11 protein-coding genes are annotated in these 14938 nt (G+C 70.1%); 4 read left to right on the top strand and 7 right to left on the bottom strand.

Annotated elements, in window-relative coordinates:
* Positions 1-5: 5 nt before the first annotated feature.
* The 4 genes from H976_RS0101245 to H976_RS0101230 are packed head-to-tail and all read left to right on the top strand — an operon-like array spanning position 6 to position 6346.
* A complete protein-coding gene (locus tag H976_RS0101245; protein WP_027860043.1) occupies positions 6-2540 on the top strand; it encodes a bifunctional FO biosynthesis protein CofGH in 2535 nt (844 codons plus the stop codon).
* Positions 2541-2586: 46 nt separating this feature from the next.
* On the top strand, positions 2587-3993 hold the full coding sequence (gene xylB, locus H976_RS0101240; protein ID WP_036223901.1) for a xylulokinase: 1407 nt from the start codon (positions 2587-2589) through the stop codon (positions 3991-3993).
* Between the two features lie 20 nt (positions 3994-4013).
* Positions 4014-5177, top strand: coding sequence for a xylose isomerase (xylA, locus tag H976_RS0101235; RefSeq protein ID WP_027860041.1), 1164 nt, complete (start codon positions 4014-4016; stop codon positions 5175-5177).
* Between the two features lie 2 nt (positions 5178-5179).
* The gene (locus H976_RS0101230) at positions 5180-6346 is read left to right on the top strand and encodes an ROK family protein (RefSeq protein ID WP_027860040.1); all 1167 of its coding nucleotides are present in this window, start codon (positions 5180-5182) and stop codon (positions 6344-6346) included.
* Between the two features lie 2 nt (positions 6347-6348).
* Here the strand turns inward: H976_RS0101230 and H976_RS0101225 are convergent, their stop codons facing one another.
* The 7 genes from H976_RS0101225 to guaA form a co-directional block, all read right to left on the bottom strand.
* Positions 6349-7584, bottom strand: a complete 1236-nt coding sequence (locus tag H976_RS0101225; protein ID WP_027860039.1) for an ROK family protein — start codon at positions 7582-7584, stop codon at positions 6349-6351.
* A gap of 2 nt (positions 7585-7586) precedes the next feature.
* Positions 7587-8879, bottom strand: a complete 1293-nt coding sequence (locus H976_RS0101220; RefSeq protein ID WP_027860038.1) for a sugar ABC transporter permease — start codon at positions 8877-8879, stop codon at positions 7587-7589.
* A gap of 10 nt (positions 8880-8889) precedes the next feature.
* Positions 8890-9669, bottom strand: a complete 780-nt coding sequence (locus H976_RS0101215) for an ATP-binding cassette domain-containing protein (RefSeq protein ID WP_027860037.1) — start codon at positions 9667-9669, stop codon at positions 8890-8892.
* Positions 9670-9819: 150 nt separating this feature from the next.
* Complete coding sequence (locus tag H976_RS0101210) at positions 9820-10899, bottom strand: sugar ABC transporter substrate-binding protein (RefSeq protein WP_196803912.1); 1080 nt, start codon at positions 10897-10899, stop codon at positions 9820-9822.
* Positions 10900-11100: 201 nt separating this feature from the next.
* Entirely contained in the window at positions 11101-12372 is a 1272-nt protein-coding gene (locus H976_RS0101205; RefSeq protein ID WP_051275921.1) for a cytochrome P450, read from the bottom strand.
* A 98-nt stretch (positions 12373-12470) separates the two neighbouring features.
* Entirely contained in the window at positions 12471-13007 is a 537-nt protein-coding gene (locus tag H976_RS0101200; protein WP_027860034.1) for a hypothetical protein, read from the bottom strand.
* A 53-nt stretch (positions 13008-13060) separates the two neighbouring features.
* Positions 13061-14632 (bottom strand): glutamine-hydrolyzing GMP synthase, encoded by a 1572-nt coding sequence (gene guaA, locus H976_RS0101195; protein WP_196803911.1) that lies wholly within the window; start codon positions 14630-14632, stop codon positions 13061-13063.
* Positions 14633-14938: the final 306 nt, after the last annotated feature.

Below are 14938 nucleotides of genomic sequence, written 5' to 3'. Positions count from 1 at the left end.
TGCCGATGACTGACGAGCCCACTCCCCAGCAGACCCGTCGTGCGCTGGCGCGCGCCGAACGCGGCGCGGCGCTCGATCCCGCCGAGGCCACGGTGCTGCTCGCCGCCCGAGGCGAGGACCTGACCAGGCTGTCCGCGGTCGCCGCGCGGGTCCGCGACGCCGGGCTCGCCGGTGCCGGTCGTCCCGGCGTGGTGACGTACTCCCCGAAGGTGTTCATCCCGGTCACGCGACTGTGCCGGGACCGCTGCCACTACTGCACGTTCGTCGAGACTCCTGGTCACGCCGCCCGCGAGGGCCGGGCGCCGTACCTCTCCCCCGACGAGATCCTCGACATCGCCCGCCAGGGCGCCGAGCTCGGCTGCACCGAGGCACTGCTCACGCTGGGCGACCGCCCGGAGGATCGCTGGCCCGAGGCCGAGGAGTGGCTGCACGCCGAGGGCTACGACTCGACGCTCGCCTACCTCCGCGCCATGGCGATCCGGGTGCTCGAGGAGACCGGCCTGCTGCCGCACCTCAACCCCGGCGTGATGTCGTGGGAGGAGATGAACCGGCTCAAGCCGGTCTCCCCCTCGATGGGGATGATGCTCGAGACCACCTCGCGCCGGCTCTACGAGACCAAGGGCGAGGCCCACCACGGCTCGCCCGACAAGGACCCCAACGTCCGGGTGCGCGTGCTCGAGGACGCCGGCCGCCTCTCGGTGCCGTTCACCACCGGCCTGCTGATCGGCATCGGCGAGAACCTCACCGAGCGCGCCGAGTCGATCTTCGAGCTGCGCCGGGTGGCCCGCCAGTACGGCCACGTGCAGGAAGTGATCATCCAGAACTTCCGCGCCAAGCCCGACACGGCGATGCGGCACGTCGACGACCTCGGGCTCGAGGAGTACCTCGCCACGATCGCCGTCTCCCGGATCGTGCTCGGACCCAGGGTGCGGCTCCAGGCGCCGCCCAACCTGGTCGACCTCGACGAGTGCCGCGCCCTGCTCGGCGCCGGCATCGACGACTGGGGCGGCGTCTCGCCACTGACCCCCGACCACGTGAACCCCGAGCGCCCCTGGCCCTCCCTGGAGCGGCTGCGCTCGGTCACCGAGCAGTCCGGCTTCGAGCTCCGCGCCCGGCTGACCGTGCACCCGGAGTACGTCGTCGCCGGCGAGCCGTGGATCGACCCCCGCGTCTCCGGCCACGTCGCCGCCCTGGCCGACGACGACGGCCTGGTGCGTCCCGGCGTACGCCCTGCCGGCCTGCCCTGGCAGGAGCCCGACGGCGGCTTTGCGTCGGTGGGCCGCACCGACCTGCACACCGCCATCGACCAGGAAGGACCAGGAGGAGGCCGCACCGACGACCGCCGCTCCGACTTCGACAACGTCTACGGCAACTGGGACTCGCTCAAGGAAGGGATAGTCCAGAACGAAAAGCCGCTCGCAGACGCCGCGGCAGCGGCCGTTCGTTCTGGACTATCCGGTTCTGCAGCCCTGAAGGCGGCCGAGCAGGACCCGGGGAACCTGAGCGACGAGCACGCGCTGACCCTGATGACCGCAGAGGGCGAGCTGCTGGAGCAGGTCTGCCTGCTCGCCGACGACCTGCGCAGGGAGACCGTGGGCGACGACGTGACCTACGTCGTCAACCGCAACATCAACTTCACCAACGTCTGCTACGTCGGCTGCCGGTTCTGTGCCTTCGCCCAGCGCCGCACCGACGCCGACGCCTATTCGCTCTCCCTGGACCAGGTCGCCGACCGGGCCGAGGAAGCCTGGAACCTCGGCGCCAGCGAGGTGTGCATGCAAGGCGGCATCGACCCCGAGCTGCCCGGCACGGCGTACTTCGACCTCGCCGCCGCCGTGAAGACCCGCGTGCCGCAGATGCACGTGCACGCCTTCTCGCCGATGGAGATCGTCAACGGCTCCAGCCGCACCGGCCTGTCCTTCGAGGACTTCCTGATCAAGGCCCGCGAGTCCGGGCTCGACACCATCCCCGGCACCGCCGCGGAGATCCTCGACGACGACGTCCGCTGGGTGCTGACCAAGGGCAAGCTGCCCACGCGTACCTGGATCGAGATCGTCTCCACGGCACACAAGGTGGGGGTGCGGTCGAGCTCGACGATGATGTACGGCCACGTCGACAACCCGCGCCACTGGGTCAACCACCTCAGGGTGCTGTCGAGGATCCAGGACGAGACCGGTGGCTTCACCGAGTTCGTGCCGCTGCCCTTCGTCCACCACTCGGCGCCGATCTACCTCGCCGGCGTGGCCCGCCCCGGGCCCACCCTGCGCGACAACCTCGCCGTGCACGCGTTGGCACGGATCATGCTGCACGGCCGGATCGACAACATCCAGACCAGCTGGGTCAAGCTCGGCATCGACGGCACCCGCGCGATGCTCGAGGCAGGCGCCAACGACCTCGGCGGCACCCTGATGGAGGAGACGATCTCCCGGATGGCCGGTTCCGAGCACGGGTCGGCCAAGACCGTGGAGGAGCTGGTCGAGATCGGCAGCGGGATCGGCCGCCCGGTCGTCGAGCGTACGACGACGTACGGGCGCCGTTGACCCGATCAGCCCTTGACTTAGTTCAAGTGTCGTATAAATTAAGGCCATGGCCGGCTCACCCCTCGTCCTCGGCATCGACTCCTCCACTCAGGCCACCAAGGCCGTGCTGGTGGACGCCTCCGACGGACGCGTCGTCGACCAGCGCCGAGCCGCTCACCCGTCCGGCACCGCGGTCGACCCCACCGCCTGGCTGAGCGCCCTGGACGAAGCGACCGACGGGCTGCTCGACCGGGCCGACGCCGTCGCCGTGGGCGGCCAGCAGCACGGGATGGTGGCGCTCGACGAGCACGGTGACCCGGTCCACGACGCACTGTTGTGGAACGACGTCCGGAGTGCCGGTGCGGCCGCCGACCTCGTCGACGAGCTGGGCGGCCCCGACCGGTGTGCCGAGCTGACCGGCAGCGTGTTCAACGCGTCGTACACGATCACCAAGCTGCGCTGGATGCGTGACCACGAGCCCGACGCCGTCGCACGGATCCGCGACGTGATGCTCCCCCACGACTACCTCACCTGGCAGCTCGCCGGTCGTGGCTCCGAGCCCACCACCGACCGCGGTGACGCATCCGGCACCGGCTACTGGTCCCCGACCGACGACGACTACCTGCCCGACCTGGTCAAGGAGGCGCTGGGCCGCAACGTCCGACTCCCCCGCATCGCACGTGCCCAGGAAGTCGTCGGCCACCACGGCGGCACCGTGATCGCGCCGGGCACCGGCGACAACATGGCGGCCGCCCTGGGCCTCGGCCTCGGCGAGGGCGACGTCGCCCTCTCCATCGGGACCTCGGGCGTCGCCTCGATGGTGACCGCCGAACCGATCGCCGACGGGACGGGCGCCATCTCCGGCTTCGCCGACGCGACCGGGCAGTTCCTGCCGCTGGCCTGCACCATCAACGCGGCCCTGATCCTCGAGCTGGGCGCACACCTGCTCGATGTCGACCACGACGGTCTCGCCGAGCTGGCCCTGGCATCCGAGCCCGGCGCCCGTGGACTGACGCTGCTCCCCTACCTCGACGGCGAACGTACGCCGAGGCGACCCGATGCCGCCGGCACCCTGCACGGTCTGACCTCGGCCAGCACCCGCGCCGACCTGGCCCGGGCCCACGTCGAGGGCCTGCTGTTCAGCCTGGCGGATGCCGTCGACGCGCTGGCCGAGGTCTCGGGCCGTCGCCCCGGTCGATTGCTGCTGATCGGTGGGGCGGCGCGCAACCCCGCCGTACTCGCCCTGGCGCCGCTCGTCCTCGACGCCCCCATCGTGCTCCCCGAGCCTGCCGAGTACGTCGCTCTCGGCGCTGCTCGCCAGGCGGCCTGGGTGCTCTCCGGCGAGGACGCCCCGCCGCAGTGGTCGGTGCCCGCCACGGAGCTCCCGACCGGTCCGACCATCCCCGGCCTGCGCGACGACTACGCACTGCTCCGCGAACGCACCACCGACTGGACCCCCCGTACCTCGAACTGAAACAGCAGGAAGGCACCGACATGACCGAGCTCAAGCCCACCCCCGAGGACAAGTTCTCCTTCGGCATCTGGACCGTGCAGTACCCCGGACGTGACCCGTTCGGCGAGCCCACGCGGCCACCGATGGACCCGATCCGGGCCGTCGAGAAGCTGGCCGAGATCGGCGCCTACGGCATCAACTTCCACGACGACGACGTGGTGCCGTTCGGCGCCTCCGACGCCGAGCGCGACAAGATCCTGGACTCGTTCCGCAAGGTGCTGGCCGACACCGGCCTGGTCGTCACCACCGCCACCACCAACCTGTTCACGCACCCGGTCTTCAAGGACGGTGGCTTCACCTCCAACAACCGCGAGGTGCGCCGCTACGCGATCAAGAAGGTCATGCGCAACATCGACCTCGCCGCCGAGCTCGGCGCCAAGATCTACGTCGCGTGGGGTGGCCGCGAGGGCGCCGAGTCCGGTGCCGCCAAGGACATCGCCACCGCGCTCGACCGCTACCAGGAGGCCTTCAACCTGCTCGGTGAGTTCGTCACCGACCGCGGCTACGACATCCGGTTCGCGATCGAGCCCAAGCCCAACGAGCCGCGCGGCGACATCATCCTGCCCACGGCCGGGCACGCCATGGCCTTCATCGAGACCCTCGACCGTCCCGAGCTGGTCGGCATCAACCCCGAGATCGGTCACGAGGAGATGGCCGGGCTCAACGCCGCGGCCGGCTACGCCCAGGCGCTGTGGCAGGGCAAGCTCTTCCACATCGACCTCAACGGGCAGAGCGGTCCGAAGTACGACCAGGACCTGCGCTTCGGCGCCGGCAACGTGCGGGGCGCGTTCTGGGTCGTGGACACCCTGCTCGCCGGCGGGTACGACGGCCCGGTGCACTTCGACTACAAGACTCCTCGCACCGAGGACGACGAAGGTGTCTGGGTGGCGGCCGAGGCCTGCATGCGCAACTACCTGATCCTGCGCGAGAAGGCACGTGCCTTCCGGGCCGACCCCGAGGTGCAGGCCGCCCTCGAGGAGGCCAAGCTGCCCGAGCTCGCCGTACCCACGCTGGCCGAGGGTGAGGGCTGGGCCGACCTGGAGGCCGCCCCCAACCCCGACGTCGACGCCATCGGTGCCCGCGGGATGGCCTTCGAGCGCCTCGACCAGCTCGCGCTCGAGCACCTCTACGGGCTCCGCTCCTGACCGTGCCCGTCGACGCCGGTCCGTCGGCGACCGACGAGGTACGCCGACGCAACACCGCCGTGGTGATGCGGCTGCTGCGCGACTCGGGCGCGCTCAGCCGGTCCGACCTGGCCCGGCGCTCCGGGCTGGCCAAGGCGACGGTGGGCACGATCATCGGCCAGCTCCAGCAGGTCGGGGCCGTCTCCGAGCGCGCCTCGGAGTCCACGGGCCGCGGCCGGCCGAGCACCCCGGTGGTGCTGGCGGGTGAGTCCCTGGTCGCGCTGGGTCTCGAGGTCAACGTCGACTACGTCGCCACCACGACCGTCGACCTGGCCGGCCGCGAGCTCTCCTTCGAGGAGCGGCCGGTGGGAGGCGACGGTCCGCAGCTGGCGGACGTGCTCCGGCTGGTGCGCGACGAGGTCGCCCGCCTCGAGGCCGGCGGAACCACCCTGCTCGGACTCACCGTCGCCGTCCCCGGACTGATCGACCGCACGCGCGGGCGGGTGGTCGAGGCCCCCAACCTCGGCTGGGTCGACCTCGACCTCGCCGGTGCGTTGTCGGCCGAGCTCGGCGACCGGGTCCCGGTCGCGGTCGACAACGACGCCAACTGTGCGGCCCGGGCCGAGAGCCTGCACGGGGTGGCAGCCGGCGTCAACGACTTCGTCTACCTCACCGGCACCGTCGGCCTGGGCGCCGGCATCGTCAGCGGCGGCCAGATCGTCCGCGGCTCGCGTGGCCTGGCCGGGGAGGTCGGCCACCAACGGGTCGGCGACGAACGCCACGCGTGTGCCTGCGGCCGCACCGGCTGCTGGGAGGCCAAGGTCGGGCTGCGCGCCCTGGTCCGCGCGACCGGGATCCCGCTCGAGCCGGGCGAGGACCCCGTGTCGTACGCCGAGCGCGTGGTCAAGGCGCCCGACACCTTGCCCGCCATCGCCGAGATCGGCGCCTCCCTGGCCAGGGGCGTCGCGCAGCTCGCGGCCACCCTCGACCCGGCGATGATCGTGCTCGGCGGGTCCTTCGTGCCGCTCGGCGAGGTGCTGGTGCCGGCGGTCGAGGAGGCGCTGGCCCGCGGCTTCACCGGACCGGGCTGCACCGTCGCGCTGAGCACCCTGGGCCTGCACGCGGCTTCGGTGGGGGCCGCGGTCGACGCCCTCGACGACGTCTACGCCGGGCGGCGGACCCTGATCTAGGTTCAGGCCCCGATGATGGTGGCGGTGGCGCCGGTGGAAGCGGCCAGGACCTCGACCGGGTCGTGCAGCACGTCGGTGAAGCCGAGCTCGGCGGCACCGATGATCGAGGAGTCGCCACCGAGGGCCGGCAGCACGATCTGGGCCTGCTCGGCCGGGGCGGCGAGGGCCCACTCGCTCAACGCCTCCAGCACGTCCTCCCGCACGAGTGGGAACACCCACCGCAGCACGCCGCCGAGGATGATCATCTCCGGGTTGAACACGTTCACGAGGCCGCCGAGGCCCAGGCCGAGCGAATGGCCCAGCGCCCGCAGGCGTGCCGGAGGCTCGCTGTCGGGCTGGAGGTACTCCGCCAGCCGGTGCATCTCGCTGGAGGGGCAGCCGACGGCCTCGGCCACGGCGTGGGAGCCGATCTCGGTCTCCCAGCAGCCGACGTTGCCGCACCGGCAGGTCTGGCCGTTGGGGTTGAAGACCTGGTGGCCGATCTCGCCGGCGTACCCGCTCGCGCCCATCATCGGCGCCCCGGCGACGATCACTCCCCCTCCGACGCCGACGTCGCAGGACATGTAGATCAGGTTGTTCATGTGTCGCGCGGCGCCCCGCGTGTGCTCCGCGAGGGCGCCGAGCTCGGCGTCGTTGCCGATGTGCACCGGCACCCGTCGACCGATGCGGCTCTCCAGCACCGAGGTGAGCGCCACGTCGGTCCACCCGAGGTTGGGCGCGAACCGCACCAGGCCGGCGCTGTCGGTGACCACGCCCGGGACTGCCATCCCGATGCCGACCAGCCGCGACCGGTCGTCGGCCGTCTTCAGCATCGCCCGCAGCATGTCCACCAACGTGTCGACGAGCGCGTCGGGGTCGCGGTTGGTCGGCGTGGTGGCCGACATCCGGTCCAGCGGCTGGCCGCCGAGCCCGACCCGGGCGACGTCCATGGTGTCGACACCGAGCTCGGCTGCGAGCACGAACACGGAATCGGCGGCCGGCTTGACGTCGATGCTCGGTCGCCCGGCACCGACGCGCTGGATGGTTCCCGCCTCAGGAGTGGACTGGGTGACGACCTCGAGGTCCTCGAGCTCGCGGACCAGGTCGGCGATCGTCGACCGGTTCAGGCCCATCAGCTCGGTCAGCTGGGCTCGCGAGACCCCACCCGACCGGTGTACATGCCCCAGGAGGGTCGCCAGGTTGTGTCGACGTACCGCTTCCTGGTTGGTGCCCGTGCCACGCCGACGACGGTCGGCCACGGCTAGGTTCCTGTCGCGGAACGGCGGCGACGCGAGATGGCGTCGACCGACGCGGCCAGCAGCAGCACGGCGCCTGTGATGATGAAGTTGATGTAGGCCGCCTGGTTGAGCAGGCCGAGCCCGTTGTCGATGGTCGCGATCACCAGACCACCGATCACGCCGTCACGGATGTTGCCCTTGCCGCCGAAGAGGCTGGTGCCACCGATGACCGCAGCACCCACGGCGTACAGCAGGGTGTTGCCGCCCCCGGACCCGGGAGAGACGTTGCCGGTGTAGGACGAGCTCACGATCCCGCTGATGGCCGCCATCGTGGAGCAGATCACAAAGGTGGAGATCCTCAGCACGTCGACGCTGATGCCGGCGCGACGCGCCGCCTCGGTGTTGCCGCCGATCGCGTAGATGTGCCGGCCGTAGCCCGTGCGGCCGAAGATGAACGTCCAGAAGATCATCAGCGCACCGACGAGGAACACGGCGTACGGGATGCCCTCGATGGTGAAGATCAGGGGGTTCGGGGCGCGGTTCTTGCTCAGGAAGGCCGTCATGCCGAGCAGGATCACCGCGAGTGCGCCGAACTTGAGAGCCACCAGCGAGGTCGGCGGACGGTGCAGGTCCTTGGCGGCCAGTCGCCGCTGCCGCCAGAACAGCAGGCCGGCGTAGATCGCCAGGAGGGCGATGACCACGATCCAGCCGGTGACGACCGGCATCGACTTGATCGTGATGCCGCGCAGCACGTCGTTGCGCACAGGCACGGTGCCGCCCTGACCGATCAGCTTCAGCGTGGCCCCTTGCAGGCCGAGGAAGAAGGCGAGGGTGACAACGAAGGACGGGATGCCGAGCTTGGCGACCAACAGTCCGATGGCCAGGCCGATCACCGCCCCTACGGCCATGCCGATCAGCACGGCGAGGACCCAGCCGTCCCCGTGGCGCACGATCGCGACGGCCGTGAAGCCGGCCGAGAGACCACCGGCGACACCGGCGGACAGGTCGATGTCGCCGAGTAGGAGTACCGGGATCAGGCCCATCGCGAGGATGGAGATCGAGGAGGCCTGCACCAGCAGGTTGGCGACGTTGAGCGCGCCGGTGAAGGTGTCGGGCCGCAGCGAAGAAAAGACGATGAACAGGACGACCAGGCCACCAATGGCCGGGAGGGCGCCCATGTCGCCGCCACGGACGCGGTCGACGTAGGCCCGGAGGGACTCGCCGAGGGTGAGGTTCGCGCTGTCGCCGGAGAAGTCGGAGGCGGCCAGGCTCGGACTGGCGGAGGTGGGGGCGGGGGTCTTCGTCTCGTCGGTCATGTCTGTCTCCTCAGGCCGACTCGTTGGCGGTGGCCGCGGAGATGCCGATGCTTCCCGAGCGTCCGGACGTGATCAGCTCGACGATCTGGCTGTTGTTGGTATCGCTGGTCTTCAGGTCGGCCGCGACGCGACCGAGGAAGAGCGCGGTGATGCGGTCGGAGACCTCGAAGACGTCGTTCATGTTGTGCGAGATGAGCACGACGCCGAGGCCCTGGTCGGCCAGGCGCCGGACGAGATCGAGCACCTGCCGGGTCTGCGCGACGCCGAGGGCCGCGGTCGGCTCGTCGAGCAGCACGACGCGGGAGTTCCACAGGACCGCCTTGGCGATGGCCACGGTCTGGCGCTGGCCACCGGAGAGGGAGGCGACGCTCTGGCGCACCGACTTCACCGTGCGCACCGACAGCGACGCCAGCGTCTGGCGCGCGCGGTCCTCCATGGTGAGCTCGTCGAGCAGGCGCGTGGGCGTCTTGGCCTCCCGGCCCAGGAACATGTTCTGGACGATGTCGAGGTTGTCGCACAGCGCGAGGTCCTGGTAGACGACCTCGATGCCCAGGGAGGCCGCGTCCTTGGGACCGTTGAAGGTGACCGGCTTGCCCTCGAAGAAGAACTCACCGGCGTCCGCGTGGTAGATCCCCGCGACCGTCTTGACGAGCGTGGACTTTCCGGCGCCGTTGTCCCCGACCAGTGCGGTGACCTGACCCGGGTAGACCTTGAGGTTCACGCCGTGCAGAACCTGGACCGGTCCGAAGCTCTTGTCGACTCCACGTAGTTCGAGCAGGGGTTCAGTCATCGGGCGCCTCCCGGGGGATGGGACCGTCGCAGGGCGGTCAGGGGCTGGTGAGGATCGTTCTCAGATGATCATGCTGCGGGCTGATCAGGTGGTGCAACGGCGGGACCGGTGCCAGGTGTCATGCACCGGTCCCGCCGTGTCAGAGAGGGATCAGGAGATCCCTGCCGCTGCGCACTGCTTCTCGAAGCCCTTGCAGACGTCAGCGGCCTTCTGGCCACCGTCGTCGATCACGGCCTTGACGTTGTCCTTCGTCACCGCGACCGGGTCGAGCAGGATCGACGGGACATCACGGTTGCCCTCGGTGTCCTTCACCGTGCCGTTGGTCTCGCCCTTCTCACCCTTGGTCAGGCCGATGGCCAGCTTCGCCAACGCTCCTGCCTCCAGCTTCGCGGACTTGTAGACCGACATGCACTGCGTGCCGGCAAGGATGTTCTGCAGGCCCTCGACCGTGGCGTCCTGACCGGTCACCGGGACCTTGCCGGCGACCTTGTTCTTGTCGAGGATCGCGATCGCCGCGCCACCCAGGCCGTCGTTGGCCGCGAGCACGCCGTCGATCTTGCCCTTCTGCTGGGTGTACATCTGCTCGAAGATCGTGCCGGCGGTCTTGTTGTCCCACTTCGGGACAGCCTGCTCGGCGACCTTGGTGTAGTTCTTGTTCGCGTCGAGCACGGTGTGCGCGCCCTTGGCGAACGCGGTCGCGTTGGAGTCGTCGGGCGAACCGTCGAGGAAGACGATGTTGGCCTTCTTGTCCTTGCCGAGGCAGTTCTGCAGGCCCTCGCCCTGGAGCTGGCCGACCTTCGTGTTGTCGAACGAGACGTAGTACTGCGCCGAGCCGCCGAGGGTCAGGCGGTCGTAGTCGATCGTCGCGACGCCCTGCTCCTTGGCCTTCTGCTCGATGGCGGCACCCGAGGCGTTGTCGAGGTTGACGATGGCGAGCACGGTGACGCCGCTGGCGATCATCGAGTCCGCGATCTGCGCCATCTTGTCGGCATCGTTCTGCGCGTTCTGGATGTCGTACTTGACGCCGGCCGACTTGAAGGCCGCCTCGAGAGCCGGACGGTCCGCGGTCTCCCAGCGCACCGAGGACTCGGTGTCAGGGAGGATCACGCCGACCTTGGCTTCGGAGGTCTTGGAACCGCCGCCTCCGCCGCCATTGTCATCGTTACTGCTGCCGCAGGCCGCGAGGCTCAGGGAGAGCCCCAACGCGCCGGCAACCAGTACTGCAGGCATCCGCTTCACGCAGATCGCCTCCTTTTCTCTTTCGAGGGCACCGCCCCACACCGACGCGTTACCGTCGTGGGTCTGGGAGGTAAATAGTTGGTTGCGCCAACGTAACGAGGACCACATCGCGGGTCTAGTAGGGGCAGACAACAAATCCCGATCTGTTATCAGGTTGTCTAGTCCGGAGCGCGCGGAAAGCGGGTCCCCGCGTCAGCGGAGCGTGACCGGGACCGACTCGACGCCGTACACCAGGCTCAACGCGCGGTATTCGAGCTCCTCGCTCGGCACGGCCAGCGCCATCTCCGGGAAGCGCGCGGCCAGCGTCGGGAACGCCATCCGCAGCTCCATCCGGGCCAGCTCGGCGCCGACGCACCGGTGGAAGCCGTAGCCGAAGGCGAGGTGGGAGCCGGACGCGCGGGTCAGGTCCATCTCGTCGCCGGCGCTCGCGCGCGGGTCGCGGTTGGCGGCAGGCAGCGAGACCAGCACCACGGCGCCCTTCGAGATCGCCTGGCCGGCCACGACGACGTCGTCCTTGGCGAAGCGCGGGAAGGAGACCTGGACCACGGAGAGCATCCGGAGCAGCTCGTCGACGATCGGGACCGCGCTCGTGGAGTCGGCGATCAACCGGTTCCACAGCTCGCGGTTCTCCAGGAGCACGGCGGTGCCGAGCGCCAGCATCGAGGCACTCGTCTCCAGGCCGCCTGTGAAGACCCCGTCGGCCAGTCCTCCGAGCTCCCAGTCGCTGATCTCGTCGCCGTGCTCGCGGATGATCTGGCCGATGAGCCCGGGGCCGGGGTCCGTGCGCTGGCGGGCGGCCTCGGCGAGCAGGAACTCCCGCGAGCCGCCGATGGCCCCGACCGTGCCCATGCCGCCACCGGTGACGTCGAAACGGGCGGTGGCGAGCTTGCTGAACGTCTCGCGCTTCTCGTCGGGCAGGCCGAGCAGGTCGCAGATCACCAGGAACGGGATCGGGAAGGCGAAGGTCGGCACGAGGTCGACGGTGTCGGAGTGCTGGGCGGCCTCGACGATCTCGTCGATCTGCCGGTCCACGATGGCCTGGATGCCGGGACGCAGCCGCTCGAGGCGGCGCATCGTGAACTCGGGGGTGAGCAGGGCGCGCAGCCGGGTGTGGTCGGGAGGGTCGGTGAAGCCCAGGCCCCCGATGTCGCCATCGGTCGCCGAGCCGCTCTTGCCCATGTAGGGGCGGATGTCGGTGGAGTACGACGTGGTGTCGCGCAGGACCTCTCGCGCCTCGGCGTCCCCGGTCACCACCCACACCTCGAGGCCGAGGAAGGTGGTGAGCTTGTGCACCGGCTCCCGGTCGCGCACGTCGGCGATCCGCTGGTTGGGCGCCATCCCGTCGCGCTGCAGGGGCCAGGACAACGAGTCCGGCACCTTGTCGAGCCGGGTGAGGTCGATCCCCCCGGCGCGCGCGATCAGGCGGTCCCGGACCACCTTCTTGACCGTGCTGACCAGGCTCATCGCGTTCCCCTCGCTGGATGCTGCGCTGGGCAAAGTCTACGAAGCCCCTGCGTACGCCGGTATCAGGGACACCCCCGGGCGGGTCCTGAGATCGCCCGTCACGAACACAGGACGATGGACGAGGTGGTCAGGCTCCACTGCTGGGGCGACTGGACGACCGAGATCGGGACGCTGCTCTCCCGGTGCAGCCCGGTCAGGTCCGAGAGCAGCCACAGCCCCTCGTTGACGACCCGGAAGCCGACCGCGAGGTGCTCGCGGACCGGCCCGTCCCAGCGCAACGCGGAGCAGCCGGGCAGCGACCGCTCGAACTCGTAGACGGCCGTCGGCTTGCCCCGGGCGTCCGTGCGGTAGAGGGTCACGTCGTGGATCGGCAGGGTGCCGATGTTGGACACGGTGACCGCGTCGAACCCCGCGTCGAGGAACACCTTGCGGGCCAGGCCCTCCACCATCTTGGTGGAGGTGTCCCGGGCCGCCTTGGCGTCCTCACGGGCGATGTTGGTCTGCACGATCGAGACGAGCAGACCAAGCGTGGAGAGCACCAACGCCACGATCGCGATCGTGAACGCGGTCGGGTGCAGCCGGGGAAGCCTCGACGAACGCTGCGCCCCCGACGAAGGAGGCCCCTCGCTGGTCACGACCCAACTCTAGGAGCGTGCACTGACTCCCGGTCGGAGTCAGCCGGGGTGGGTCACTCCCACTCGATGGTGCCGGGTGGCTTGCTGGTGATGTCGACGGTCACTCGGTTGATCTCGCGGACCTCGTTGGTGATGCGCGTCGAGATGGTCTCGAGCACGTCGTACGGCAGGCGCGCCCAGTCGGCGGTCATGGCGTCCTCGGAGGTGACCGGGCGGAGCACGACTGGATGGCCGTAGGTGCGTCCGTCGCCCTGCACCCCGACGGAGCGCACCTCGGCCAGGAGCACGACGGGGAACTGCCAGATGTCGCGGTCGAGGCCGGCGCGGGTGAGCTCCTCGCGGGCGATGGCGTCGGCCTCGCGGAGGATGTCGAGGCGTTCGCGGGTGACCTCACCGATGATGCGGATACCGAGGCCGGGGCCGGGGAACGGGTGCCGCCAGACGATCTCGGCCGGCAGGCCGAGCTGTTCGCCGACGAGACGCACCTCGTCCTTGAACAGGGTGCGCAGCGGTTCGACCAGCTCGAACTCGAGGTCGTCGGGCAGGCCGCCGACGTTGTGGTGGGACTTGATGTTGGAGGCGCCCGCTCCCCCGCCGGACTCGACGACGTCGGGGTAGAGCGTCCCCTGGACGAGGAACGCGACCTTCTGGCCCTCCTCGACCGCCGCCTTCTGGAGCACGTCGGCCTCGGCCGCCTCGAAGACCCGGATGAACTCGCGCCCGATGATCTTGCGCTTCTCCTCGGGGTCGCTCACGCCGGCCAGTGCGTCGAGGAAGCGCTTCTGGGCGTCGACGACGTGCAGGTCGACGCCGGTGGCGGCGACGAAGTCGCGCTCGACCTGCTCGGCCTCGCCCTTGCGCAGCAGGCCGTGGTCGACGAAGACGCAGGTGAGGCGGTCCCCGATCGCGCGTTGTACGACGGCCGCGGCGACCGCCGAGTCGACGCCACCGGACAGCCCGCAGATCGCGCGGCCGGAGTCGCCGATCTGCTCACGGATGCGGTCGATCTGCTCCTCGACGATGTTGACCATGGTCCATGTGGGACGGCAGCCGGCGATGTTCCAGAGGAAGTGCTCGAGCACCTGCTGGCCGTGCTCGGTGTGCATCACCTCGGGGTGCCACTGGACACCGGCCAGGCGACGCTCGACGTCCTCGAAGGCGGCGACCGGGGTGGCCACGGTGGAGGCGAGGACCTCGAAGCCATCCGGAGCCTGCTGGACCGAGTCGCCGTGCGACATCCAGACCCGGTGCTCGCCCGGGATGTCGGCGAGGAGGGTGCCGGGGTTGGTCACCCGCACCGGCGTACGGCCGAACTCGGAGATGCCCGTGCGCGCCACCTCGCCGCCCATCTTCAGGGCCATCGCCTGGAAGCCGTAGCACATGCCGAAGACGGGTACGCCGGCCTCGAACAACGAGCCGTCGACCGCCGGGGCGCCCGGGGAGTAGACCGACGAAGGACCGCCCGAGAGCACGATCGCTGCCGGCTTGCGGGCCAGCATCTCCTCGACCGGCATCGAGTGCGGGACGATCTCGGAGTACACCTTGGCCTCGCGCACGCGACGGGCGATCAGCTGGGCGTACTGGGCTCCGAAGTCGACGACGAGGACGAGGTCGTGGTCGGTCAAGTTGGGCCCTTTCAGCGGGGCTTCGAATGTGCCCCGAGTCTGCCAGAAACTTTCCGTGAGATTTTCTCCAGGTCGCCATAACCCGCCCCGGGACCCGTCGTTGGTCGGTCAGATCCGGTGCTAGTGCTCCCTCCCAGGCCGGATCTCGAACCGGTTCGCCTCAGCGAACTCCCCAGGGCCCGGCCTCCCTCCCTCCCCGGCCGGGCCCTGGCTCGTTCACAGGAGCGAACAGGCGACGACCCCCGGCTCTGGTGGTGGACCGGGGGTCGTCGTGCGTCCGGGACATCGCCGGCCGGGCGTCGTACC

Origin of the sequence: Marmoricola sp. URHB0036, assembly GCF_000426045.1 — a bacterium.
In the GTDB taxonomy this organism is placed as follows: Bacteria; Actinomycetota; Actinomycetes; order Propionibacteriales; family Nocardioidaceae; genus Marmoricola.
The sequence above is the reverse complement of the archived record's forward strand: the minus strand, read 5'-3'. Positions and strand labels throughout refer to the sequence as shown.

What these genes read in the sequence shown, in the direction of transcription:
- H976_RS0101245 (WP_027860043.1), top strand. Translation starts at nt 6, where the DNA reads ATGACTGACGAGCCCACTCCCCAGCAGACCCGTCGTGCGCTGGCGCGC.
- xylA (WP_027860041.1), top strand. Translation starts at nt 4,014, where the DNA reads ATGACCGAGCTCAAGCCCACCCCCGAGGACAAGTTCTCCTTCGGCATC.
- xylB (WP_036223901.1), top strand. Translation starts at nt 2,587, where the DNA reads ATGGCCGGCTCACCCCTCGTCCTCGGCATCGACTCCTCCACTCAGGCC.
- H976_RS0101210 (WP_196803912.1), bottom strand. Translation starts at nt 10,899, where the DNA reads ATGCCTGCAGTACTGGTTGCCGGCGCGTTGGGGCTCTCCCTGAGCCTC.
- H976_RS0101215 (WP_027860037.1), bottom strand. Translation starts at nt 9,669, where the DNA reads ATGACTGAACCCCTGCTCGAACTACGTGGAGTCGACAAGAGCTTCGGA.
- H976_RS0101205 (WP_051275921.1), bottom strand. Translation starts at nt 12,372, where the DNA reads ATGAGCCTGGTCAGCACGGTCAAGAAGGTGGTCCGGGACCGCCTGATC.
- H976_RS0101220 (WP_027860038.1), bottom strand. Translation starts at nt 8,879, where the DNA reads ATGACCGACGAGACGAAGACCCCCGCCCCCACCTCCGCCAGTCCGAGC.